This window comes from Flavobacterium psychrophilum, from assembly GCA_001708385.1.
Taxonomy (GTDB): Bacteria; Bacteroidota; Bacteroidia; order Flavobacteriales; family Flavobacteriaceae; genus Flavobacterium; species Flavobacterium psychrophilum_A.
On the sequence record CP012388.1, the window covers coordinates 3760265 to 3782896 of the forward strand.

The 22632-nt window shown below is 39.5% G+C and carries 25 protein-coding genes; 9 read left to right on the forward strand and 16 right to left on the reverse strand.

Translation table 11 applies throughout. The features are described from left to right. Window positions 1-15 precede the first annotated feature (15 nt). Together ALW18_16680 and ALW18_16685 are read left to right on the forward strand one after the other, a co-directional pair. Window positions 16-633, forward strand: coding sequence for a peptide deformylase (locus ALW18_16680; protein ID AOE54458.1), 618 nt, complete (start codon window positions 16-18; stop codon window positions 631-633). Window positions 634-873: 240 nt separating this feature from the next. Next, a complete protein-coding gene (locus ALW18_16685; GenBank protein ID AOE53995.1) occupies window positions 874-1479 on the forward strand; it encodes a hypothetical protein in 606 nt (201 codons plus the stop codon). A gap of 84 nt (window positions 1480-1563) precedes the next feature. On the opposite strand, the gene ALW18_16690 is transcribed toward ALW18_16685, so the two are convergent. Then, the gene (locus ALW18_16690) at window positions 1564-3366 is read right to left on the reverse strand and encodes a hypothetical protein (GenBank protein ID AOE54459.1); all 1803 of its coding nucleotides are present in this window, start codon (window positions 3364-3366) and stop codon (window positions 1564-1566) included. Window positions 3367-5759: 2393 nt separating this feature from the next. On the opposite strand from ALW18_16690, the gene ALW18_16695 reads away from it, so the two are divergent. Continuing rightward, window positions 5760-6344, forward strand: a complete 585-nt coding sequence (locus ALW18_16695) for a hypothetical protein (protein AOE53996.1) — start codon at window positions 5760-5762, stop codon at window positions 6342-6344. Between the two features lie 38 nt (window positions 6345-6382). Here ALW18_16695 and ALW18_16700 read toward each other — a convergent pair whose 3' ends face one another. Beyond that, on the reverse strand, window positions 6383-6718 hold the full coding sequence (locus tag ALW18_16700) for an HxlR family transcriptional regulator (GenBank protein ID AOE53997.1): 336 nt from the start codon (window positions 6716-6718) through the stop codon (window positions 6383-6385). Window positions 6719-6851: 133 nt separating this feature from the next. Here ALW18_16700 and ALW18_16705 point away from each other — a divergent pair, with 133 nt between their 5' ends. After that, on the forward strand, window positions 6852-7229 hold the full coding sequence (locus tag ALW18_16705; GenBank protein AOE54460.1) for a hypothetical protein: 378 nt from the start codon (window positions 6852-6854) through the stop codon (window positions 7227-7229). A 186-nt stretch (window positions 7230-7415) separates the two neighbouring features. Beyond that, window positions 7416-8006, forward strand: coding sequence for a scramblase (locus tag ALW18_16710; GenBank protein AOE53998.1), 591 nt, complete (start codon window positions 7416-7418; stop codon window positions 8004-8006). Window positions 8007-8088: 82 nt separating this feature from the next. Here ALW18_16710 and ALW18_16715 read toward each other — a convergent pair whose 3' ends face one another. From ALW18_16715 to ALW18_16735, 5 genes are all read right to left on the reverse strand, one after another. Then, window positions 8089-8841, reverse strand: a complete 753-nt coding sequence (locus ALW18_16715; GenBank protein ID AOE53999.1) for a triosephosphate isomerase — start codon at window positions 8839-8841, stop codon at window positions 8089-8091. Continuing rightward, complete coding sequence (locus ALW18_16720) at window positions 8841-9341, reverse strand: hypothetical protein (protein ID AOE54000.1); 501 nt, start codon at window positions 9339-9341, stop codon at window positions 8841-8843. Before ALW18_16720 ends, ALW18_16715 begins: the two co-directional genes overlap by 1 nt. Before the next feature lie 110 nt (window positions 9342-9451). Next, window positions 9452-10528 carry an ABC transporter permease gene (locus ALW18_16725; protein ID AOE54001.1) on the reverse strand — a complete coding sequence of 359 codons (1077 nt, stop codon included), beginning with the start codon at window positions 10526-10528 and terminating at the stop codon, window positions 9452-9454. Between the two features lie 76 nt (window positions 10529-10604). Further along, window positions 10605-11714: a protein tlpB gene (locus tag ALW18_16730; GenBank protein ID AOE54002.1), complete on the reverse strand. Its 1110-nt coding sequence runs from the start codon at window positions 11712-11714 to the stop codon at window positions 10605-10607. 58 nt (window positions 11715-11772) lie between these two features. Continuing rightward, complete coding sequence (locus ALW18_16735) at window positions 11773-12315, reverse strand: hypothetical protein (protein ID AOE54003.1); 543 nt, start codon at window positions 12313-12315, stop codon at window positions 11773-11775. Window positions 12316-12399: 84 nt separating this feature from the next. Between ALW18_16735 and ALW18_16740 the strand changes: the two genes are divergently transcribed. Together ALW18_16740 and ALW18_16745 are read left to right on the forward strand one after the other, a co-directional pair. Then, window positions 12400-13230, forward strand: coding sequence for a dihydropteroate synthase (locus ALW18_16740; GenBank protein AOE54004.1), 831 nt, complete (start codon window positions 12400-12402; stop codon window positions 13228-13230). Between the two features lie 5 nt (window positions 13231-13235). After that, the gene (locus tag ALW18_16745) at window positions 13236-13538 is read left to right on the forward strand and encodes a hypothetical protein (GenBank protein AOE54005.1); all 303 of its coding nucleotides are present in this window, start codon (window positions 13236-13238) and stop codon (window positions 13536-13538) included. A gap of 53 nt (window positions 13539-13591) precedes the next feature. Here the strand turns inward: ALW18_16745 and ALW18_16750 are convergent, their stop codons facing one another. From ALW18_16750 to ALW18_16775, 6 genes are all read right to left on the reverse strand, one after another. Next, a complete protein-coding gene (locus tag ALW18_16750; protein AOE54006.1) occupies window positions 13592-14065 on the reverse strand; it encodes a 50S rRNA methyltransferase in 474 nt (157 codons plus the stop codon). Window positions 14066-14103: 38 nt separating this feature from the next. After that, complete coding sequence (locus ALW18_16755; protein AOE54007.1) at window positions 14104-15111, reverse strand: hypothetical protein; 1008 nt, start codon at window positions 15109-15111, stop codon at window positions 14104-14106. A gap of 2 nt (window positions 15112-15113) precedes the next feature. Beyond that, on the reverse strand, window positions 15114-16562 hold the full coding sequence (locus ALW18_16760) for an acyltransferase (protein AOE54008.1): 1449 nt from the start codon (window positions 16560-16562) through the stop codon (window positions 15114-15116). Between the two features lie 19 nt (window positions 16563-16581). Further along, the gene (locus tag ALW18_16765) at window positions 16582-17061 is read right to left on the reverse strand and encodes a hypothetical protein (GenBank protein ID AOE54461.1); all 480 of its coding nucleotides are present in this window, start codon (window positions 17059-17061) and stop codon (window positions 16582-16584) included. 29 nt (window positions 17062-17090) lie between these two features. Continuing rightward, window positions 17091-19091, reverse strand: a complete 2001-nt coding sequence (locus ALW18_16770; protein ID AOE54009.1) for a DNA ligase — start codon at window positions 19089-19091, stop codon at window positions 17091-17093. A gap of 300 nt (window positions 19092-19391) precedes the next feature. Next, window positions 19392-19859, reverse strand: coding sequence for a histidyl-tRNA synthetase (locus tag ALW18_16775; protein ID AOE54010.1), 468 nt, complete (start codon window positions 19857-19859; stop codon window positions 19392-19394). A 132-nt stretch (window positions 19860-19991) separates the two neighbouring features. Between ALW18_16775 and ALW18_16780 the strand changes: the two genes are divergently transcribed. After that, complete coding sequence (locus ALW18_16780; protein AOE54011.1) at window positions 19992-20600, forward strand: hypothetical protein; 609 nt, start codon at window positions 19992-19994, stop codon at window positions 20598-20600. Between the two features lie 54 nt (window positions 20601-20654). On the opposite strand, the gene ALW18_16785 is transcribed toward ALW18_16780, so the two are convergent. Genes ALW18_16785 through ALW18_16795 form a run of 3 tightly spaced genes read right to left on the reverse strand, consistent with a single transcriptional unit; the run spans window position 20655 to window position 21760 of the window. After that, window positions 20655-21101, reverse strand: a complete 447-nt coding sequence (locus ALW18_16785; protein AOE54012.1) for a 50S ribosomal protein L9 — start codon at window positions 21099-21101, stop codon at window positions 20655-20657. A gap of 15 nt (window positions 21102-21116) precedes the next feature. Continuing rightward, complete coding sequence (locus ALW18_16790; GenBank protein AOE54013.1) at window positions 21117-21413, reverse strand: 30S ribosomal protein S18; 297 nt, start codon at window positions 21411-21413, stop codon at window positions 21117-21119. 2 nt (window positions 21414-21415) lie between these two features. Then, window positions 21416-21760: a 30S ribosomal protein S6 gene (locus ALW18_16795; protein AOE54014.1), complete on the reverse strand. Its 345-nt coding sequence runs from the start codon at window positions 21758-21760 to the stop codon at window positions 21416-21418. A 176-nt stretch (window positions 21761-21936) separates the two neighbouring features. On the opposite strand from ALW18_16795, the gene ALW18_16800 reads away from it, so the two are divergent. Then, window positions 21937-22629 carry a transcriptional regulator gene (locus tag ALW18_16800; GenBank protein ID AOE54015.1) on the forward strand — a complete coding sequence of 231 codons (693 nt, stop codon included), beginning with the start codon at window positions 21937-21939 and terminating at the stop codon, window positions 22627-22629. The last annotated feature ends 3 nt before the right edge of the window (window positions 22630-22632 follow it).

Consider the following 22632-nt stretch of genomic DNA (forward strand, 5'->3'; position numbering starts at 1 on the left):
ACTTCGCTTTTTCTAATGCTGGCTTGTAGTGTTGAGGCTCAGAAATTAACAGAAGCTGAAAAGGCAATTGTTAACTCGGGTACACGCACAACAATGCTTCGCGTGTTGCAAATTACCAATGCAGATGATGCGAAAGTACTTAAGTCGGCATCGTTTGATGTAAGCCTTAAAGACGAATCGCTGCCTTTACTTTTAGACCGTATGCTGGCTACAGTAACCGATCCTGCTAACACAGGAGTAGGTATTGCTGCACCGCAAATTGGCATTAACCGTAATGTAATATTGGTTCAGCGTTTTGACAAGCCGGGAGAGCCGATTCAGGAATACCTGAACCCAAAGATAAAATGGAGTTCTGCACTGATGCGAAAAGGGGCAGAGGGATGCCTTTCTATACCCGACCTTCGCGAAGACGTGCTTCGTCACTACACCATTCAGATCACGTATTACGACCGTAATGGCAAGTACCATGATGAAATGGTAGAAGGTTTTACAGCGGTTATCTTCCAACATGAAATAGACCACCTGATGGGGATATTGTTTACCGACAGGCTGGAGCAGCAAAAAGCTATTGGCTATTCGCTTATTAATGGCGAAGTAAACCTTTACCTTGAACATAAGCTTAAGAGACAGTAATCGTTTCTGCTTTTTGTAAATATGAACCCTCTGCAATGCAGAGGGTTTTTGTTTGGTTTTTTATTACATCCTACGTCTGAAGCCTGGGGCAAAGCATCATAAATTGCTTTTACCCCATATTAAAAGTCGAGCTACGGAGGAAACTATGTCTTATTCTTTTCAGCCTGCCAGGTTTTGTAAACCTTGTAGGTTTTAATTTTCGGACAAGATTTTTTATATTTATCATAAAAATTTCAGCTAATGAAACCCAAAGTCAGGATTTTATTTATTGTCATATCTGCCTTGTTATTTCAGAATTCTTACTCTCAGGAATTAAAATGCGGCTGGTATGGCAAGAAAACAGTAGAGGAAAGGAATAAAATGTTCCCTTTTAACAAAGCGAAGAAAGCGGTGCTAATATCTTATCTTGGAGGAACCGATGGTCTTTTAAATCACGGAGATACCATAGGTTTTAATAGTGTAAACAAAATTATTAAGACCTGGAATATATTGATTAAGGAATTTAAAACTTCGTACAAGGTTAAAGAGGAAGCTATACTCGGTAAGGAACAGCTAAATGAGTTTAGCAATATACTGGTTAATTATACGGTTAGCGATAAATCGAAAAGACCGATGATAACAAGCGAATATGCATGTTATACTCCACGGAATTCTGTTTTGTTTCTAGATGAAAAAGGCCAGGTTATTTGCGTTTTTGAAATATGTTTTGAATGTTTTAAAACGAATATTTTTCCTCATTCAGACATTAATTCATATTCCCAGGTGGAAGAATGTTTTTCCCGATTTGAGGTATTAAAAGATTTCTTTAAAAAGAATGGAGTCAAATACGGAGTAGAGGATATGTAAATGGATTTTTTGCAAATGATAAAATCCTGCCTTTTGAGGGGCAGGACTTTCAATGAAAAAATTAAAAAACACGAATCTTTTGCTCTATTTAACGAGTAGTTGTTTCACGATACCTTCAGAAGTTTTAACCAGGTATATACCTGCTGCCATTCTCGATGTATCTATAGTAAGGGCCTGTTTGGCCGAATGTATCAGTTTACCGCTGTAGTCGTATACTTCAATGTCTGCAGCGCGGTTAAAGTAAGCCACACCGTTTACAGATGGGTTAGGGAATACAACGAATGTTTTAGGCTCAGCATCAAATCCTGGCGTACCAAGGTTTGCAGTGTTTACCTCGAATATTGTAAGTGTACCGCTTATTTCGTTTGCTACAATGATGTAGTCTTTACCCGTTGGGCTTTCAGCAGCTTTAATGTGGATGATGCCTTCCGGACCGTGATCGCCATCATATGCCGAAACACTTCTGTTGTTTTTATAGTCAACAAACTTAACATCGGCAGGGTTTGTTACATCATATACCATAACACCACCAATACGCTCAAGGCCAACAAAGGCAAATGTTTTACCCATAATCTCGGCAACAGTTACACCTTCTGCTTCCGGGCCTTTAGCACGGCTACGGTTTTTGAATGTGTTGCTCTCGTGGTCTGAGTTAAAGATCGGGTTGATAGAAGGAGCTGTAGCAGTATACATTTCGAAATCGTCACCACTATCGTATACTAATTCTTTAGTATCAGCATTAAAGATCGAGAACGAGCGTGACCCTAAGGCAAACATCTGGTTGTAAGCAGTACCATCCTGTGTTTTACCATCAAAAGCGGTAACCCTGAAACGGCCTGCATTGTGCGATTTTTTAAGCATTGCAGCCTGTGGGTACGCTGTAGTATCAAGGTTGTAGGTATCAGCGCCTACATTTGTTCTCTCAACAAAATTTGTATAATCTTTTTCGTCACCTTCGTTAGCTGTAACAATGTAGTTAACACCGTTTACGTTGTACGTAGCAGCACCATCGGGCTGGTAGTACGATTTTATTGGCCAGTTAGCAATAAGTATCTCACCGTTGTTGTCTGAGATATCAAAACCATTGCCCGGTTTGCTGTGATCTTTAGTACCAAGTGCCCATAGTGATGTAATCGTTTTATCAACAAGGTTAATCTCCGCGATAGCGTTGTTCTCCTGCAGGGTAACCCATGCTTTTTGAGAATCGGCAGCTGTAGTAATATATTCAGGTTCTAAATCTTCCGACAGGGTACTGCTTGACTTCAGTTTCCTCACACCAGAAGCCAATAGAGCAGATTCCTGTGCGTTAAATTCAGTAAAATATAATGTTATAACATTGTTTTGGGTCAGGTTGGCAGCACCACCGCTGATATCGATAATACTAACCGATCCTTCAGGGTCAATAGTGTAATCCGTTTTCGGCTGGCCTTCATTTGCAGTAAGCACTTTTGTTCCGTCGGGAGTAAAAGAGATATTATCAGGAAGCGCACCAACAGTCACCTGTTTGATAAGATTACCATTAACATCAAAGAATACAACCGATCCGTCAAGGTGTTCTAAAGTATTTGGAGAAGCAACAGCAACAAGTCCGTTTCTTACTGCAACACTGGTTACACCACCGTAAGGTTTCATATCGATAGATTTTTTCACTACAGGAGCTGTAGGATCAGAGAAATCAATAACGTCAAGGAAACCTGCAACTGCACTTGTAGTGAATAGCTTTTTACTAGGAGCATCGTACACTACGATTTCGCAAGTACTTGAATTTGTTCCTGACGGGTCAAAACTTCTAACGTACTCAAGTTCTATAGACTGGTTAGGCACCGGAGCAAGCCTGTCGTTATCTTTAATATAGATTGTAGCTAAAGATTCGCCAGCTATTGTAATGCTATTAGCGTTTTCAAGGCTAAGAACAAAGTATTCTGAGTGTTGCTCTTCATTAGTATCATCGATGATCGGAATAGTGATAGTCTGCGTAAGCGGGCTGTTTGCTGTAAACGTAAGCGTTTGTGTAGCAAAGGTAAAATCTTCACCTGCTGTCGCAGTGCTAAACGGCGCAGCTTTAAGTACAAGGTCTACCGATCCTGCCGCAGGGCTTTCAAGGTTTACAACAAAGTTAAGCGTAGCATGATCTTCGTTTACAACAACAAAATCTTTAGCAAAAGACACTTTAGTGCTGTAATCAAAAGTGAAGCTATAAGCACAAGCCATTTCAAGGCCTGTAGCATCTACCAGGTTATCTACAGTAAGCGTGTATTCGCCACCTTGTGCAAATGGAGTTGAAAAGGTAAGCGTTACTGTTTTATCGTTAAGTACAGCAGAAGTAAGTCCTGCGATACCTGTATAGTTATCTACATTGGTTGCAGATGCAGCCTGTAGCGCATTGTTAAAAGTAAGTACGATTGTTGTACCGTTTGATACTACAGCATTCTGAACTGTTGGCGCACCCGGGAAAGCCCATGCAGGCCATACCTGTGCAGCGCTGTCAGCAGGAACTGCAGTCCAGTTAGCAGGATTAAGGATTGAAGCCCTTAGGTTTGCTGTAGCTGCATTTTGAGTTCCGTTGTAAAAAGCGTTAGCTGTGTTTCCGCTAACGTTAGCAGGGTTGGTGCTAAGGTTTAGCGCATTTGTACCATCAGTAAGTCCGGCAGGTAGCATAGAAAGGCTTCCATTGCACGTTGTGTTGGCAGTAACCCATCCGTTAGATGTAAATGCTGTTATATAGTTTGGCGCAGTAGCAGTACCGGTATACACAATTACCTGGTCACCGTTAGAGCTAAGTCCGAAACCCGATCCTGTAACCGTACCTGTATTGGCAACAAGTGCCGAGGTTTGTATTGATATAACCGATCCTGCAGGAACACACTCTGTAGCTGTCCATACAATACCGTTAGCGCACTGTGGCGTAGCATTGGTAGTATATTTTGAATCGGTAAGGGTAATAAAAGTTCCCTGAGCAATGTTTACGAATGTAAGCAAGGCAATTTCGTCTTCTGTACTTGTAGCACTCATTCTGTATGCCGTAAATACCATATCGCCAGCTGCGATTGGCGACTGAACAGCGATAGTTGAAAATACAGCCGATTTTGTTTCTGCCAAAGCGTTGTTGCTAAGGTCTTGTATTGTGTTGCCAAGAAGCGCAACATAGTACTGTTGTCCGTTTAAAAGAGCAGTAGCAGGTACAATTGTAATAGTATTGTCAGCAAAAGTAGCATCAAACGGAACAACTGTTCCTGTTGCATTGTTAAGGCGAAGCTCAACAAGTGCATCTACGTTTGTGTTGTTTATTGCTGTATTATTTATAAGTCGTACAGGCTCGTTAAGCGTGATTGTCGGGTGAACATTCACTGCCTGGTTTGTTGCATTGTTAGCGGGTGTTATAAGAGCAACCGGAGCAGCAGTATCACCACCGCCAATTGTAGAACCTTCAACCGAAAGGTTATCAAAACGGTTGTTACCTTCTGACGCACCCGGGCCTGCGGTGAATTCTACCTTAAGTTTTAGGTTAGCATTATCGTCAGCTGCCGGTATAGCAGAAAGATCCAATGTTGCAAGTGTAGGGTCGCCATCTACAGGAGTTACAGTTGTTAGTACAGTGTATGTAGTTCCGTCTGTAGAATAAGACCATGTTTGTGTACCTGCACCCTGACCGGAACGGCGGGTTGCAAATTTCACAATTATATTTTCGTAGTTTGTTGATGGAACCGACAATACTATAGTTCCGCCAATAGGATTGTTGAAGCGAAGGTGAGCACCTGCCTCGTCTGTGCCCTGGGCATTCAGTGTGCCAAAGCCCTGGCCTGTTCCTGAAAACTGTGCAAGATTACCGTTAGGGCCTGCAGTCACTAAAATACTTCCGTTTCCATTATTAGGAGTAGTAAGTGTTTGCAGTGAGGCACTGTCGTTAAAGTTCCAGTAATGAAGTAAAGTCTGCGCACCAGAGTACTGTGCCGAAAGGCATAGTCCCGCAAGCAAAATTCCTTTTTTTAAGTAATTGTTTAGCATTGGTTAATTTTTTAAGCAGAGGTTAAATTCGATTGCTGCAAAAATCAACCATAAAGATTGTTTGAGGGTTAGAGAAGGAATACTATACTGTTAAGATATAAGGGTGCTGTGTTTTCAAAACGTAAAGTAATTGTCAAATTCTTAATCAAAAGGTTAAGCAGAGCTGACGATAACAAAATAATAACACTGTTTTTTTACGATAAATATCCAAAGAAAAGTTAAATGAAAATCAACCGTAACATATTGTATTTAAATTAGCTATAAAAAATAAAGCTATGCAAAAATTAATTACATACGTTAAGTCACTCGCAGGATTTTCTCCTGAACTGTGGGAAACGCTGCTTCCTGCACTTTCTAAAAAGACTTTTGCAAAAGGCGAGCTTCTGCTTGCTGCCGGAGAGGTTTGTAATTCACTTTTCTTTATAGAAGAAGGTTTTGTCAGGGCTTTTCATATTGCAGACGGAGCAGAGGTTAACACGTCACTTCATTTTGATGGTGAGATAGTAACTAATAACAGGAGTTACTCTACGGGTGAGAAGTCAGGATATAATATTGAGGCCTCCGAACCTGTAACTGCGATTGTTTTTGATAAGGCTAAATTGATTGAAGCCGGTGCCGAAATGCCTGAAATTGCGATTTTAGGTAAAAACTGCCTTAGCTATACTGCCGCAAGGATGGAAGAGTATGCCGATATCTTTAACCTGTACACACCTACCGAACGTTACGAACATATAGCCAGGACGAATCCGCATATATTGCAAAGGGTACCACTTACTGTTTTAGCATCCTATCTGGGCATGGGGCGCGAGAGCCTTAATCGTGTTAGAAGGAAGAGGCAGATTACAGACGTTAAAATTTAAATATATAGTAAAGCGGTACATTTTTTACCGCTTTTTTATTATCCTAAAACTTCCTTTCTGTGTTTTTGACCCCAATGGTATAAGGACCCCAGCACGATTTCTATAGATTTTCCATGCGCTGTAATTGAGTATTCTACCGTTGGAGGAAAGGTATCATATACCTCTCTCTTTATAAGTTTATTCCCTTCCAGAAGCTTTAGCTCTTTAGAGAGCATCTTGTCTGTAATACCTCCGACTTCTTTCGATATCTGCTTAAACCGCTTGTTTCCGTTAGATAGTGCGAGTAATATGAGTATTTTCCACCTTCCTTCAAGCGCTTCTAACGCATCTTTTATTGCTAGAACGCTCTCGGGGCAACTTTCTCTTGTAATCATACTATAGCCTTGTTTTCAGTTGTTTATTGCGATACTATCATTTTGTATAGCGCTATACTCCGGGATAGTACTATATATCAGATAGCAAATGTAAATACTTTTACGGCAATTAATAATGCTAAAAAATTTAAACATGGTTACAAAAACAAAAGGCATAGTGTCTGTAGTACTTATTTCATTAATTGGATTTATGCTAATACTGGGCGGTGTAATGAAGATAGCAAAAGCAGAGCCCGAAGAGATAATGAAGAATCTGGCCAAATATGGCTATACCGATTATTTGCCTTATATAGGGACGATTTCTTTACTGGCCGGGCTGCTGTTGGTTTATCCCAGAACATCCAAAATAGGTTTCCTTTTGGGGAGTTGTTATTTTGCCGGAGCAACAGCGTTAGAATTGTCGGGTAGACAACCGCTCATAGCACCTGTTTTTATAGTAATATTATGGATTGGAATGTTTTTGAAAGACAGGGCAATGTTTCTTCCTGCCGCCAATATGACAAGCAAATAACCTCCCTTACAATTAGTTTACATCAGTCTCCAAAAATAAAATGAAACGTTAAGATTTCTTTATAATTTGTAAAAGTTTATTTACCTAATTTCGCTTTCACTCAATCAATACAGTGGAAGCCAGAGCCCACTTTAATAAACGGGGCGTATACCCGAAAAGCCTTATGAGTAGGGATAAATTACAATTATGAGTTCTGATTTTTTTGAATCTAACAGTTATTTTATCGACGAGAAAGTAAACTTTTTAAAGTTTGAAAATATGTACCAGCTTTATGATGGTAAAGGCCAGCATATTGGTGCGATCAAACAAAAGCTTACCACCGGACAAAAATTTCTTAGACTACTATTAAACAAAGGAATGCTGCCTTTTCTATTAGAAATTACAAATATTGACGGCAGGGTGCAGGCATCTGTTTCTAGAGGATGGACATTCTGGATGTCTAAAATCGTAATCAGCGATGCTAACGGACAGGCATTAGGAACAATAGCACAAAAGTTTAAACTGTTTAAGCCATCATTCAAAATATACGATAATGCCGGAATTCTTGTAGGCAGTATAAGCGGTGACTGGGCAGCATGGAACTTTAAAATAAGTGACAGTAAAGAAAACCAGATTGGTACTATCTCTAAAAAGTGGGCTGGCGCTATGAAAGAAGTATTTACTACAGCAGATAAATACAACGTAGTGATCAATGAAGATTATGCTGATAAAAAGAATAAGCTAATTATATTAGCAGGCGCAATAACCATAGATATGGTGCTTAAAGAAGCGAAGTAATTCGTTATTAGTTTCCAAAATCCATATAACAAAAACGCGGTAATCTCTTACCGCGTTTTTTTATAGTATGTCGTATCGAAAATTAGATAGCGTTTACAATAGCAAGGAAGTCATCTGCTTTAAGAGCAGCACCACCAATAAGTCCACCGTCAACATCGGCTTTACCGAAAATTTCGCGTGCGTTGTCCGGCTTAACGCTTCCGCCGTAAAGGATCGACGTATTTTCAGCAACAGCTTCGCTTACGTTAGTCCTGATAAGGTTACGGATGAAAGCATGCATTTCCTGTGCCTGCTCCGGAGAAGCAGTTTCGCCTGTACCAATAGCCCAAACCGGCTCATAAGCAAGAACGATATTGCTCCAGTCGCTTTCGCTGATGTGGAAAAGACCTTGTGTAAGCTGCGATTCAACCAGGTTAAAATGAGTGCCCGACTGTCTGTCTGCAAGCTCTTCACCGAAACAGAAAATAACAGTAAGTCCGTGTTTAAGTGCTGTATCTACTTTTGCAGCCAGTAAAGCATTTGTTTCGCCAAAGTAGGCTCTTCTTTCAGAGTGTCCAAGGATAACTGTATTTACATTGATGCCTTTAAGCATGCCTACAGATATTTCGCCTGTAAAAGCGCCGCTCTCTGCCTGATGCATGTTTTGTGCAGCAACAATAATACCTGTACCGTTAGTTTGGTTTACAGCAGCCTGAAGGTTAACAAAAGTAGGAGCTACTACAACTTTAGCAAGTCCGCCGTTTTGTTTTTTCTCAATTAGTTCAGCCAAAAGCGCTTCAGTCTGAGCGCTGTCGTTGTTCATCTTCCAGTTTCCTGCAACGATTTGTTTTCTCATTATTTAAGTTTTTTTAGAATAGCTATAAGTTTTGCATCATCCGCCTCAATGGCTTTAAATAGTGCAATGTTTCCTTTTTTGTCTACCACCATATAACGCGGAATCCAGTCCAGTTTAATGTCTTTTGCAAAGTCGCCCTCTTTCATGCTTTTGCCTACGTGGTAGTTGTCTCCTTTAACCTCATATTTTTCAATTCCTTCTTTCCATTTGTCATCTACCCTGTCATACGACAGGAATACATAAGACGCATTTGGGAATTGTTTTTGAAGCGCATGCACTTTCGGCATACCTTTAATACAATCGGGGCACCATGATGCCCAAACATCTATTACAACAGTTTTGCCTTTGTATTTGGCAAGGATATCTTTAAAAGCAACTTCCTTTCCGTCAAGGGTTGTCATTTTAGAATCGAGTGCTGCTTTGGTAAAAGTAGTTTCCTGGGCTTGTGTGCAAGATATGACGCTAAGCAGGAGTATAGGTAACAGAAGTAATTTTTTCATTTTTCGAAATTATAAAGTAACAAATTTACGATAACCATAGCAACAAATACCTGACCAATATGAAATATTTGTGATGCAATTATCGTTAAAATCGATTACATCGTTTTCGTTTACGATAGTCGTATCCTCGGATCTAAGTAGGCATAAATAAGATCTACCAAAATGTTTATGATAACAAAGGTAGTAGCAATAACCAGTACCGATCCCATTATCACAGGAAGGTCGAGCGTGTTCAGTGCTTCAACAACTTCTTTACCAAGGCCGTTCCAGCCAAAGATGTATTCTACAAATACTGCTCCGGCAAGCATCGATGCAAACCACCCCGATATGGCAGTAACAACTGGGTTTAGTGAATTTTTTAGCGCATGCTTGCGGATTATGCGAATCTCGCTTAGTCCTTTTGCTCTTGCGGTGCGTATGTAGTCCTGACTTAAAACCTCAAGTAATGAGTTTCTCATAAGCTGTATTACCACTCCAAGCGGACGTATGCCCAGCACTATAGCGGGCAGTATAATGTTTTTCCATTTAATGTACGATCCTTCACCGAAGTCGTCTACTTCGTAAAGGCTGCCTGTCATATCGAGGTGTGTATATTTGTGCAATACAAATCCAAACAGCCATGCAAACAAGATAGCCGCAAAAAAGGAGGGAAGGCTCATTCCCAGTGTACTTACCAAGGCAATTGTTCTGTCTATCCAGGTGTCTTTATATAAGGCCGATATAACCCCGAATATAATACCAATAACTATGGCAATAATTATAGCAAAGAATGCCAGAACGATAGTATTTGGCAGTGTATCGCCTATAACATGAGTAACTTTTTTACCGCTTTTCTGGAAGCTTTCACGCAGGTAAGGTTTTTTAAGTACAATACTCGTTCCACCAACCGTAAACAGTTTGGCAGCGTTGTATTTTCCTTCAGCTAAATAAGTATAATCACCTTCTGTAGTGCTGTGAAAGGATATGGGAGATAAGTCGTTGAGGTAATACAGGTATTGTGTGGACACAGGCTGATCGAAACCATACTTTTTCTTGATAAGTGCCAGTTGCTCTGAGTTTTCATTCTGGTCGAGCATCATACGCGCAGGATCACCGGGTAGTACCGTAAACAAAAAGAATATGACAGTGATTACACCAAAAAGTGTAAGCAGCGCATATCCTGTTTTGTATAAAAAGTATTTTATCAAACTACTTGTACTATTTAATGATTGTTTAATTTTGAAAATTTGAAGATGAACCTGACAAATCTTCAAATCGAATTTATCACTTCTTCACTTCAGAATACGGCTTTTTGTAAAGTTTCATCAGTTCAGATCCAACAAATTTCTTTTCATTGATACCATCCCATTCTTTGATCTTGTTACCGTTCCATAGATAAACCACACCGGGAGTATCGTTGCTGTTACCAAGCACTTTCCAGAATGTAATAATATCAATCACCTTGTATGGATACTGTGTACCTGCAAACTTAAAGAAGTCAGGAATCAGGTCGGCTTCCTCATCCATAAAGATAATTTCAAGCTCAGGGAAATCTTTATTTTTAGCTTTCATTGCTGTAAGCTCTTTTGCTGTTTCACGGCAATGGTCGCAACCCGGAGCAAATAATCCTATAATTTTTTTGCCTTTATCGGCATTAGCGAAATATTGCGAGTAGATCGATTTTACAGCTTTAGGTTCATCTGCAGTTGGTTTTGCTTCTGTAGCCGGAGCAGCAGTTGCAGCAGCCTCTGTAGTTTGTGCTGGTACTTCAACAGCAGGAGCGGTCGCAGTAGAATCTGCAGTAACAGTATTGGTGAAATCTGTAGTTCCGGAAGGTATCGCTTCCGGTTCGGCAGCAACAGGTTCGTGTTGTCTTGGCTGAATAGGAGCTACCATATATACCATTAGTATAGATGCCAGTGTAACGGTAGTAACTACCCAGAAATTGTTTTTATCAGATCCGGCAGGCAGTAATCTGTATAGCCAAACCAATAATCCAACTGCAACTATATTTTTAATGATAGCTTCAACAGGAGTCATAGGTAAAAGGCTGCCGAAGCATCCGCAATTTCCTGCGTTACCGTTGGTTATAGTGTCAATCGTTAGGTGGATAATAAAAACAACTAAAAGCAGTATTGTTGCAGGAATTACAAAACGCCTTAAAAAATGACGCTGTAGTATAAGTAACCCAAGTGCAAACTCAATTCCGATAAGCGTTCTTGAAAAATAGGATGCCAGTCCTTCAGAGAATCCCATTGGGTAAAGTGACTTTACCTCAAAAGTAGAGATTGCAAAATAGGGCGACGGATACATTTTGGCTACCGCCGAAATAAGGAATAAAAAGGCAACAACAACCTGTATTGCTATTGGAATATATTTTTTAGAATTATTCATCTGGTAAAAGTTTTTCTCAAAAATAAAGCTTAAGCCGTCTCTATTTGTTAATGAGTTGTTATTGACCGAATTTACTTAAGATTAACGCAAACACAGCATAGTTTATCATATCCTGGTAATTGGCATCAATGCCTTCAGACACAAGTGTTTTACCTTTGTTATCTTCAATTTGCTTCACGCGAAGCAGTTTTTGTAATATCAGGTCCGTCAGTGAGCTTACACGCATATCCCTCCATGCCTCTCCATAATCGTGGTTTTTGGCTTCCATAAGGGTTTTAGTAAGGTGTAGCTTTTCATCATACAGGCGTGTAGCTTCCTCAACATCAAGGTCGGGCTGGTCGGCTACACCTTTTTCAAGCTGTATTAATGCCATTATAGAGTAGTTAATGATACCTATAAACTCACCGGTTTCATCTTCGTCGATCTTACGTACTTCATTTTCCTGAAGGCTGCGTATGCGCTGTGCCTTTATAAATATCTGGTCGGTAAGCGATGGTAGCCTGAGTATGCGCCATGCACTTCCGTAATCTTTCATTTTGTTGATGTAAAGCTGCCTGCAAATGGCAATGACGCCATCATATTCCTGAGAAGTATTACTCATTTAAGTAGTATCTTTGTGTGTGAAATTTTTTCAAATGTAATAAAAAAGCCCCCCAAAGGCAAGGGCGATTTAAAATTAGAGGTTATGTTCATCAACTGCAAAGGCACACTTGTAGATTTGTCGGTACCCAGAATAATGGGAATATTAAATTGCACCCCCGATTCTTTTTTTGACGGAGGCAGTTATAAAAACGAAAGCGATTTTTTAAAACAGGCCGAAAAGCTTCTTTCCGATGGTGCCGATTTTATAGATATCGGTGCGTATTCCTCTAAACCTAATGCTGATTTTGTTTCGGAAGAAGAAGAGGTTGCACGCATGGTGCCCGTGGTAGAACTGGTGCTGAAACACTTTCCGGATACCTTAATTTCGGTAGATACTTTTCGTGCTGCCATTGCCAAGGCAGCGGTAGAAAGCGGCGCAGCCATTGTAAATGATATTGCCGCAGGAATGCTGGACGATAAAATGCTGGAAACCGTAGGGAAGCTTAAAGTACCTTATATTATGATGCACATGCGCGGTACACCGCAAACCATGGTAAATCTGACGCAGTATGATGATATAGTTCAGGAGATGCTGCAATATTTTGGAGAGAGGATAGATGCAGCACGCCATTTTGCCATTGACGACATTATTGTAGATCCCGGATTTGGGTTTGCAAAAACCTTAGCTCAGAATTATGAGGTGCTTAATAAGATGGAATTGTTTCAGATGACTGGATTGCCAATACTGGCGGGAATGTCGCGAAAGTCTATGATCTATAAGCTGCTAGGAACAACACCTCAGGAAGCCCTTAACGGAACTACAGTTCTCAATACACTGGCATTGAGTAAAGGTGCTACATTACTAAGGGTGCATGATGTTAAGGAGGCAGTTGAAACCGTAAAGATTTATAATCAGTTAGGAATTACAAATTAGGAATTATGAAAGCTATAGCCGTTTTAATTATAGCCCTACTTTTTGCGGGTTGCCGGCAGTCAAATTCAGAAATTGCATCGGGCAGGCAGTGGAAAGCCGATACTAATAATTTGATTGGCGATTTTATAACTTTTTCGAAGGATAAGAATAAAGGACTATATGTAGAAAACGATACTATTTATTTTGATGGTAAGCCCAAAGCATTACTTATCTCAACTTCCTATTATGTTGATCATTATGTTATGATAGTGAATTCAATCGATCACAAAACATCTGCCCGATATGTAGATAAAGGACGGGCTAAATAGCGCTATATTATATGTACTAATGATCGAATAACAAAATCCACAAATAGCCAGACCTACTGATGATGGTACGGTTCATTCCTCAATATGGTGAATGCCCTGTATACCTGCTCTATAAAGAACAAACGCACCATTTGGTGGGAGAATGTCATTAACGACAAAGATATCTTGCCCTGTGCTTTGCTATACACTTCCTGGCTAAAGCCATAGGGACCGCCTATAACAAATACCAGTGTTTTAATACCCGAATTCATTTTCTTCTGCAATTCTTCCGAAAATCCTACGCTACTAAAATTCTTGCCGTTTTCATCCAGTAAGATTAACTGATCGGTAGGGGATAGCTTAGATAATATCAACTCGCCTTCTTTTTCCTTTTGCTGTGCCTCACTAAGGTTCTTTACGTTTTTGATGTCGGGAATAATCTCCAGGTCAAATTTTACGTAAAAAGACAGTCGCTTGGTATAATCGTCTATAAGCTGCTGAAGTGCTTTATTGTCGGTTTTGCCTATGGCAAGAAGTTTAATGTTCATGGAATTGGCTGTGAATATAAGCGCAAAAATAAGAAAACTTATTTACTATAAATTTCAGACATTATAGCTGTGGCGACATGCGGCCTGTAATGCGAATTTTCGTAATAGTTTCTGTAATCTTCCGTAATACTGTTTATGCCTGAGAAATCAAATACAGTTTCACTTCCAAATAGCTTCTTCAGGTAGGCGAGGTCGGCAACGTTTAGCTTTTGCTGATCGTAAAGAGGATTGATTATAATCTTATATTTTGTACCCTGCTTCTTAAATATCCTGGCAATTTCTGAAAGCATTTCTTTCTGGTTCTTCTTGATGACAACAGGCGAATATTTTTGTATAGCTTCCCTTTTATGGAAAACTTTCATAACATAGGGCGTATAGAAAGTGCCATCGGCAATTCTCTTTTCATCAGCTATGTGACGCATCTCATTGGTATATTTATCGTATTGATAAGTTATCGGACGCAATGCCGTTTCCGTCATATAAGGTTCAAGTTTCCCTGTTACTTTGTGTTCAATGTAGATTGGTAAAAACTCATATGAAAGCGTAGCCCTTAAGAATTGCAGGTGAAAGTTGGCGATGTTGTTGTAACCCGTAAGCTGTGGCGATATGGCAAAAAGATGCCCGTCGAGGCTTTTGTCCCTTTCCAGTATTAAATGATCTAATACCAGCAGCACATTGTTCATCTTTTCATTTTTACGGTCTATATACTGTACCTTTTTATAAATGCCGTACATGGTCTCTGCAGAAGCATCAAAATGATAGGGCTTACTATTGGCAGGCAGGTATTTCTTCCATATTGCTGTTTCATAAAAAATGGATCGCGAATTGCCAAAAATAAACGAGTCGTAATGCTCATCTTTATATCGGTTATCGTAGTTAGTTGTGCTTACGTAATCTTTATCTAACGGAGGGCTTAAGGTGCTGCTCTGTTCATAAAAATTATCGTAGTACCATATCACCTTAAATGGATCCACCCATGCATAGATCATCAACACCATAAGTAGTGGTGTAAAAAACTTAAGCAGAAGGATGAATAACTTTTTCATATCTAAAACTGGAAATAAATAAATTGCTGTTCTTTACCGGCATACATAACTATTGCAGCAATCAGGATATAATAAAATGCCCACCGTACAGGACGTTTCCATGTAAGCCCGAAACATTTTATAGCGTATTTTTCCTCACGCCCCAGCCATTCTATAAAAAGGAAAAGAAGCGTTACAGCTATTAAAACCAATCCCTTTTTCTTTTCTTCAAAATCGGGAGCATAAAACAGACTCCGTGAAAACAGTGTGCCTATATAGCTAAAAGCATGGGTTATGTTTTCTGACCTGAAAAATATACGTGAAAATGCCGTTAGCCCGAACGTAATTACTATACCTGTAACTTCCCTGAATGATGGGAGCAATTTTCCTTTGGCAACAATTTCAAGATTGTTACGGTGCCTGTTCGTTAATAACAATGGCAGGAAATAAATAGCATTTAAGGTACCCCATGCAATAAACGTCCAGTTGGCACCATGCCAGAACCCGCTAAGTATAAAGATGATGAATATATTCCTTATCTGTTTAAACTTCGTTGTCCTGCTCCCTCCAAGGGGTATGTAAACATAATCCCTGAACCAGCTGGAAAGCGAAATATGCCATCTGCGATAAAACTCTGCAATGTCTCTTGAAAAATAAGGGTAAGCAAAATTACGAAGCAGGTCAATACCGAAAAGCCTTGCGGTTCCCAGTGCAATGTCTGAATATCCTGAAAAGTCACCGTACATCTGGAAGGTGAAAAACAAAGCGCCAAAAACAAGGCTGCTTCCGTTGAGGTTTTCCGAATTATTGAATATCTCGTTGGCGTAATGTGCACACTGATCGGCAATAACAATTTTTTTAAATAGTCCCCACAATATCTGGCGCAGGCCATCTTTCATATTGTCAAGATTAAAAACGCGTTCACGTTTTACTTGCGGCAACAGGTGGGTGGCACGTTCTATAGGGCCAGCGACTAATAGCGGAAAGAAACTCACGAACAGGCCGTAATCAATAAAATTCTTCTCTGCCGATATCCGGTTCTTGTAGATATCGATAACATAAGATAAGCCGTGAAAAGTATAAAATGATATTCCTACCGGAAGGATAATGGCTAACGTTGTAGGATGCACTGTAAAACCAACTCCCGATAATGCCTGTGCAAAAGACTCGGCAAAGAAATTATAATATTTAAATACGCCAAGAAACCCCAAATTGGCAGTGATGCTTAACCAAAACCAGAATTTACGTGCCTTTTGGTTTTGGGTATTCTCCATTTTTAATCCGGTATAATAATCCAGAAGGGTAGAGAAGAGCAGTAAGAAAAGAAAACGCCAGTCCCAACACGCGTAAAAAAAATAGCTTGCCGCAAGCAGCAACACGTTTTGTGTACGTATGTTTTTTGGGCCTATCCACCAGTACAGTAAAAATACTATCGGAAGAAAAAAAGCAAACTGTATGGAGTTAAAAAGCATTTAATAGAATTGGCTATGGTTACTTAACCCTTTTTTGTTTGGCTAAGACAATATACTTTTTACCGCATTCGGTAAATACAGTGTAGCTATTCATAACGTTTCCACTATTCTGAATATGGATGGTATCATTTTTTACCATTATCGCAACACCTACTGGTAATTCCTGTTCTGTGTCGGTTGTTTCCTCATTGCTTATGTCACCTTCATATTCATCCCAGGTAATGCCTTCAAGAGTTAGTAATGCACCTTCTTCTTCCTGCTGAAAGCTCGCGTTGCCTTTTAAATCACGTTTATCGGTAATCAGTTCATAGCTGTAACCTGTAGCTTTTTGTTTCAGGATAATAGAAAAGTCACAGGTTTCTGTGGTTGTGCTATCGTTAAGAACATTATAGGTCCCCGAAAAATCATTTTGAGGAGTAAGCTGTAAAACTTCTTGTTTTACGGGAGGCTGCTCTCTCGATTTGTCAGAAACTTCCTGGCAGGACACGGCAAAAGCCATAACCGCAATAACTAAGATGGCTTTCATGATTACTGGTTTATAAGTTGTATAAAGTCGTCTTCGCTGATAATAACAACTCCCAGCTGATTCGCTTTTTCCAGTTTGGCAGGCCCCATATTATCACCGGCTACAACGTAATGTGTTTTAGATGATATAGAGCTGCCCACTTTACCGCCATTGTCTTCAATAGCTTTTTTAAGGTCGTCACGGGAGAATTTCTCAAACACGCCCGATACTACAAAGGTTTTGCCGGCAAGTTTTTCGCTTACGCTTGTATTGCTTTCTGCTGAGCTTTCCAGCTGAACACCATATGATTTTAGTCGATCAACTATTTTTCTGTTTTCCTCATTTTCAAAGAAACCGATAACGCTTTGTGCTATGCGTTCTCCAATCTCTTCCACAAGGATCAGGTCCATTAACGAGGCATTCGCCAGATTGTCAATGGTTTTATAGTGTTTTGCAAGTTTTTTAGCTACGGTTTCGCCAACGTATCGAATACCAAGGGCATACAGAACACGCTCAAACGGAACCTGTTTGGATTTCTCTATACCATTGATTAGGTTATCGGCCGATTTTTCAGCCATACGCTCCAGTGGTAAAACCTGTTCTTTTTTAAGTTCATACAGGTCGGCATAATTATGCACAAGGTCGGCATTATAAAGCAGGGCAACAGTTTCGCCTCCCAAACCTTCAATATCCATTGCTTTACGCGAAATATAGTGCTGCGTACGCCCAATGATCTGTGGCGGACAGCCGTAGAAATTCGGACAGTAATGTTGCGCTTCACCTTCCTTACGTTCCAGTTCGGTAAAGCATTCCGGGCATTTGTCAATATAAATTGTAGGCATAGAATCTGCCGGACGTTTTGTAAAGTCAACCGAAATAATCTTAGGGATAATCTCACCGCCTTTTTCAACAAATACTTCATCACCTACGCGAACATCCAGTTTTTCAATCTGGTCGGCATTGTGCAGGGAAGCACGTTTAACAATAGTTCCGGCAAGCTGTACCGGTTCAAGATTGGCAACCGGCGTTATTGCACCTGTTCTGCCCACCTGATAGGATATCGAATTTAAACGTGTCGCTATACGTTCTGCTTTAAATTTATAGGCAATAGCCCAGCGTGGCGATTTAGCCGTATAGCCTAATTCATCCTGCTGGTGAAGGTCGTTTACTTTTATAACTACACCGTCAGTTTCATATGGCAGGTCATGACGATGCAAATCCCAATGATCGATAAAAGCAAAAACCTCGTCCATATTTTTGGCGAGTTTAGATTGCTTCGGAACCTTAAAACCCCATTCACGTGCTTTTTCAAGGCCTTCAAACTGGGTTTTAAAATTCAGGTTGTTACCCACAATGAAATAAAGTAAACAATCTAACGGACGCTTGGCTACTTCGCCGCTGTTCTGAAGCTTAAGTGATCCTGAGGCTGTATTACGTGGATTAGAATATGGAGTTTCGCCAATTTCTATTAATTCCTGATTCATTTTGGCGAAGCCTTCGAATGGAAGGATGATCTCGCCGCGAATATCAAATTTTTCGGGATAATCGCCTTTAAGCTTTAACGGAACGGCGCGAATGGTTTTTATATTGGTAGTTACATCGTCACCCTGAAAACCATCTCCGCGGGTAACGGCTTTGGTAAGCTTTCCGTTTTCGTATGATATGCTGATGGAAGCACCATCATATTTAAGTTCGCAAACAAATTCAACATCGGCAGTACCCAAACCTTTATGTAAACGCTTTTCCCATTCTAAAAGTTCTTCTTTAGAATAGCCGTTGTCTAGTGAATACATACGCCTTTCATGCACAATCGTGTTGAAATTCTTAGTAATGGCTCCGCCTACACGCTGGGTGGGCGACTCTTCATCAAAATATTCAGGGTGTTTTGCTTCGAGTGCCTGCAATTCTTTCAGTTTGATGTCAAAATCAAAATCAGATATTGTAGGGTTGTCAAGTACATAGTAGCTGTAATTGTGCTGGTTAAGCTCTTCACGCAGTGCCTGAATAGTTTGAAGGGTGTCCATTGAATAGTTTTTGTTTGCACTGCTAATTTAACCAACTTTTAAAAATTGAGAAATGTTTTTTAGGAATAGTTACTGAGTAGCTTAGGTACTTAGCTGATGAGGATTTAAGATGATTAAGATTTTGTTACTCTCTAAAGATTGCGCGTAATAAAAATTAGATGATTTTTGATAGAGACGTTGCATTGCAACGACTTCAGAATAATGTATTGTAAATAAAAAGACGTTGCAATGCAACGTCTCTACAAATATTATGGAAGCAAAAAACTCATCTACTAAGCCAATAAGTAACTCAGTCACTTTCTAAAACATATCTTCGAGCTGCTGGTATAAAACACCATCACTCAATATAGCACCCTGTTCAATAAGGTTAAAAATTTCAAGGCTTCGGTCTTCGCCGAAATCTTTTTTGCCCCTCGTAAGGTGCACATCGTCAGAGAAAATATTCTCGTTAAGCCATTGCAGTCCGCCTTCCGTTAAAAAGTCGGCGTGCGAGTTGTGTGCGTGTATCACAATGCTTTCCATTCCGGTTTTGTCCAGTTTAAAAAGGAAAATATGATTTTTAGAGTAATGCTCCAGCCACTCGGCTTTTTCCAGTACGTTATCCCATATAAGGTCAGAGAACACATCAATTTCCTGTTCTGCGACTTCGGGTTTTTCCTCTTTCAGGGTATCCCATTCGGCTTTATCGATAGATTGCGATGCCAGGAAACGAACAAATTCCGGGTGTAGTTCTTCCAGTTGTTCTTTAGTTAGTCTTGCGTATTTCATGTTATTAGTTGCAAAGTTTCAAAGCTGCAAAGGTATTAAAAACTGTAGGTTCGTAATTTTTTTCCCGGCGCTATTTTTTATAGATTTTGCAATAGATTATTTTGTAATATAGGCGCAAAATTCAGTTTTATTATGAAACAGTTATCCGGCTTCATTATGTTATTCATGGTGTGCGCTACAAATGTGTTTAGTCAGAATATGCCGCCGGTCCTCACGGATGCAGATTGGGAAACATTATTCCCGTATCTCGAAAAAGAAGACTGGGGCGAAGTCGAAAAGATCACTTCGGGCTACCTTAAAAAGTTTACTAAAGAAAACGAGAATGGTAACGAAGCTGCAATTGTACGTTATATGTACTTGTCGGGGGTAGGAGGCCAGCTTGGTGATACAAATATCGATAAAGACCAGGCGATGAAAAAAGTAAAAGACCTGAAAGGGAAAAACATAATAACGCCGCCGCGAACATTCAGGATGGGTGGCATGTTTAATTTTTTCAGCTATAATGAGGATGAAAAAAAATGGAGTAAGTGTTTTTCGAACAGGGATAAAACCTCGATCTATTTTTTTGAATATTTTGATATGTCTGATCCTGCAGCAATTCAAGAAGATTTTATGAGTAAGATGGAAGGGAAAACACTTCAGCTTAAGGGAAAGATAAATGAAATAAAAGCAGAGGGATATGCTATGCCGCGTTTACGTATTGAGTATTCCGGGGTTGTGGTGTGGGATGTGGAAGATTAAGAAATGAAAAAAAGCCTTCCATTTGGAAGGCTTTTTTGTATATAATTCTGAGAATTATTTTTCTTGCTCAGCAACGATTTCGTACGGAAGCTCAACAATAACGTCACGGTGTAGCCTTACGTTAGCAGTGTACTTTCCAGTACGCTTAACGATTCCGCTAGTGATGAATTTTTTGTCGATAGCCTGTCCGTTTTTCTCTAAAACTTCAGCGATATCAGCATTGGTTACAGAACCAAATAGTTTTTCGCCACCTGCTTTAGCAGTAATTTTTATTTCGATAGCTTTAAGAGCTTCAGCAGTTGCTTTAGCATCGTTAACTACTTTTTGCTCTTTAAAAGCACGTTGTTTTAGGTTCTCAGCTAGTACTTTTTTAGCTGTTGGAGTTGCCATATGAGCAAATCCTTGTGGAATTAGGTAGTTACGGCCGTATCCTGCTTTTACAGTTACAACATCGTCTTTAAATCCTAAGTTCTGAACGTCTTGTTTAAGTATAAGTTCCATAATCTTGACTCCTTTTTATTTTAATAAATCAGCCACATATGGCATTAATGCTAAATGACGTGCCCTTTTTACAGCTACAGATACTTTTCTTTGGTATTTAAGTGATGTACCTGTTAAACGACGAGGAAGGATCTTACCTTGCTCGTTAACAAATTTCAATAAGAAATCAGGATCTTTGTAATCTACATATTTGATACCTGATTTTTTGAAACGGCAATACTTTTTAGTCTTGTTCGTCTCTATATTTAAAGGCGTAAGATATCTGATATCCCCGTCTTTTTTTCCTTTAGCTGACTGTTCTATTGTTGACATAATTAGTTTGCTTTAGCTGCTTTAAGTTTTTCTCTTCTTCTTTCTGCCCAAGATATTGCGTGTTTGTCAAGGCTTACAGTTAAGAAACGCATAACTCTTTCGTCACGACGGAATTCAGTTTCAAATCCGATTAATACCTCAGCCGGAGCTTCAAATTGGAAAAGCGTGTAAAATCCGCTTTTTTTGTTCTGGATCTCGTAAGCTAATTTTTTTAAGCCCCAATCCTCTTTTGCTACAAACTTGGCTCCTCTGGAAGTAAGAAAATCTTCAAACTTACTTACTGTTTCCTTTACCTGGGTTTCAGATAAAACGGGATTCAAGATGAAAACAGTTTCATAGTGATTCATAATAAATATATTTATATGTTATAAAATTGGGTGCAAAAATAGTGATTTATATTTAATGTGCAACACGTAAATTTGAATTTTAAACTGTTAAAAAACCGTTTTTTTATTTATATTTGTATTCATCCAACCGAATACTAAAAAGATTTTACTAAACATTATTAACTTAAGAGCTGCTGATGAAACTTAACTGTGTTGTTGTCGATGACAGCACAATACATAGAATAACCATTGCGAAACTGGTCAATGAGCACACAGATCTTACCCTTGTTGGTGATTTCTCCAATGCCTCTGAAACACGAAACTGCATCCTTAATAAGAATGTAGATTTATTGTTCCTTGATATTGAAATGCCTGTACAGAGTGGTTTCGACTTACTCGATGGGCTTAAAACCAGGCCGCAGATTATCTTTGTATCGTCTAAATCCGACTATGCCTTAAAGGCGTTTGACTATGCCGCCGTTGATTACCTGCACAAACCTATTAGTAAAGACCGTTTTAATAAGGCGGTTGAAAAAGCTATTGAATCAAGCCAACGAAAAAAGGAAGTTCCTGATGACGATGGCGAATTCATCTTTATTAAGAGTAACCTGAAAAACTTCAAGATTTTTATCTCTAAAATTAAGTGGGTTGAGGCGTTCGGCGATTATATCAAGATCAATACCGAAGATGAAACACATCTTGTATTGTCTACAATGAAATCTTTCGAAAACGAACTACCGGGAGATAAATTCCTAAGGGTTCATAAATCGTTTATCATTAATATCGATAAGGTAGAGCGCTTTAACAGTAAGTTTGCCGAGATTGGCAATACAAAGATTCCGCTTAGCCGAAACAAGAAAGAAGATCTGGCGAACGCCCTTAATAAATAATTT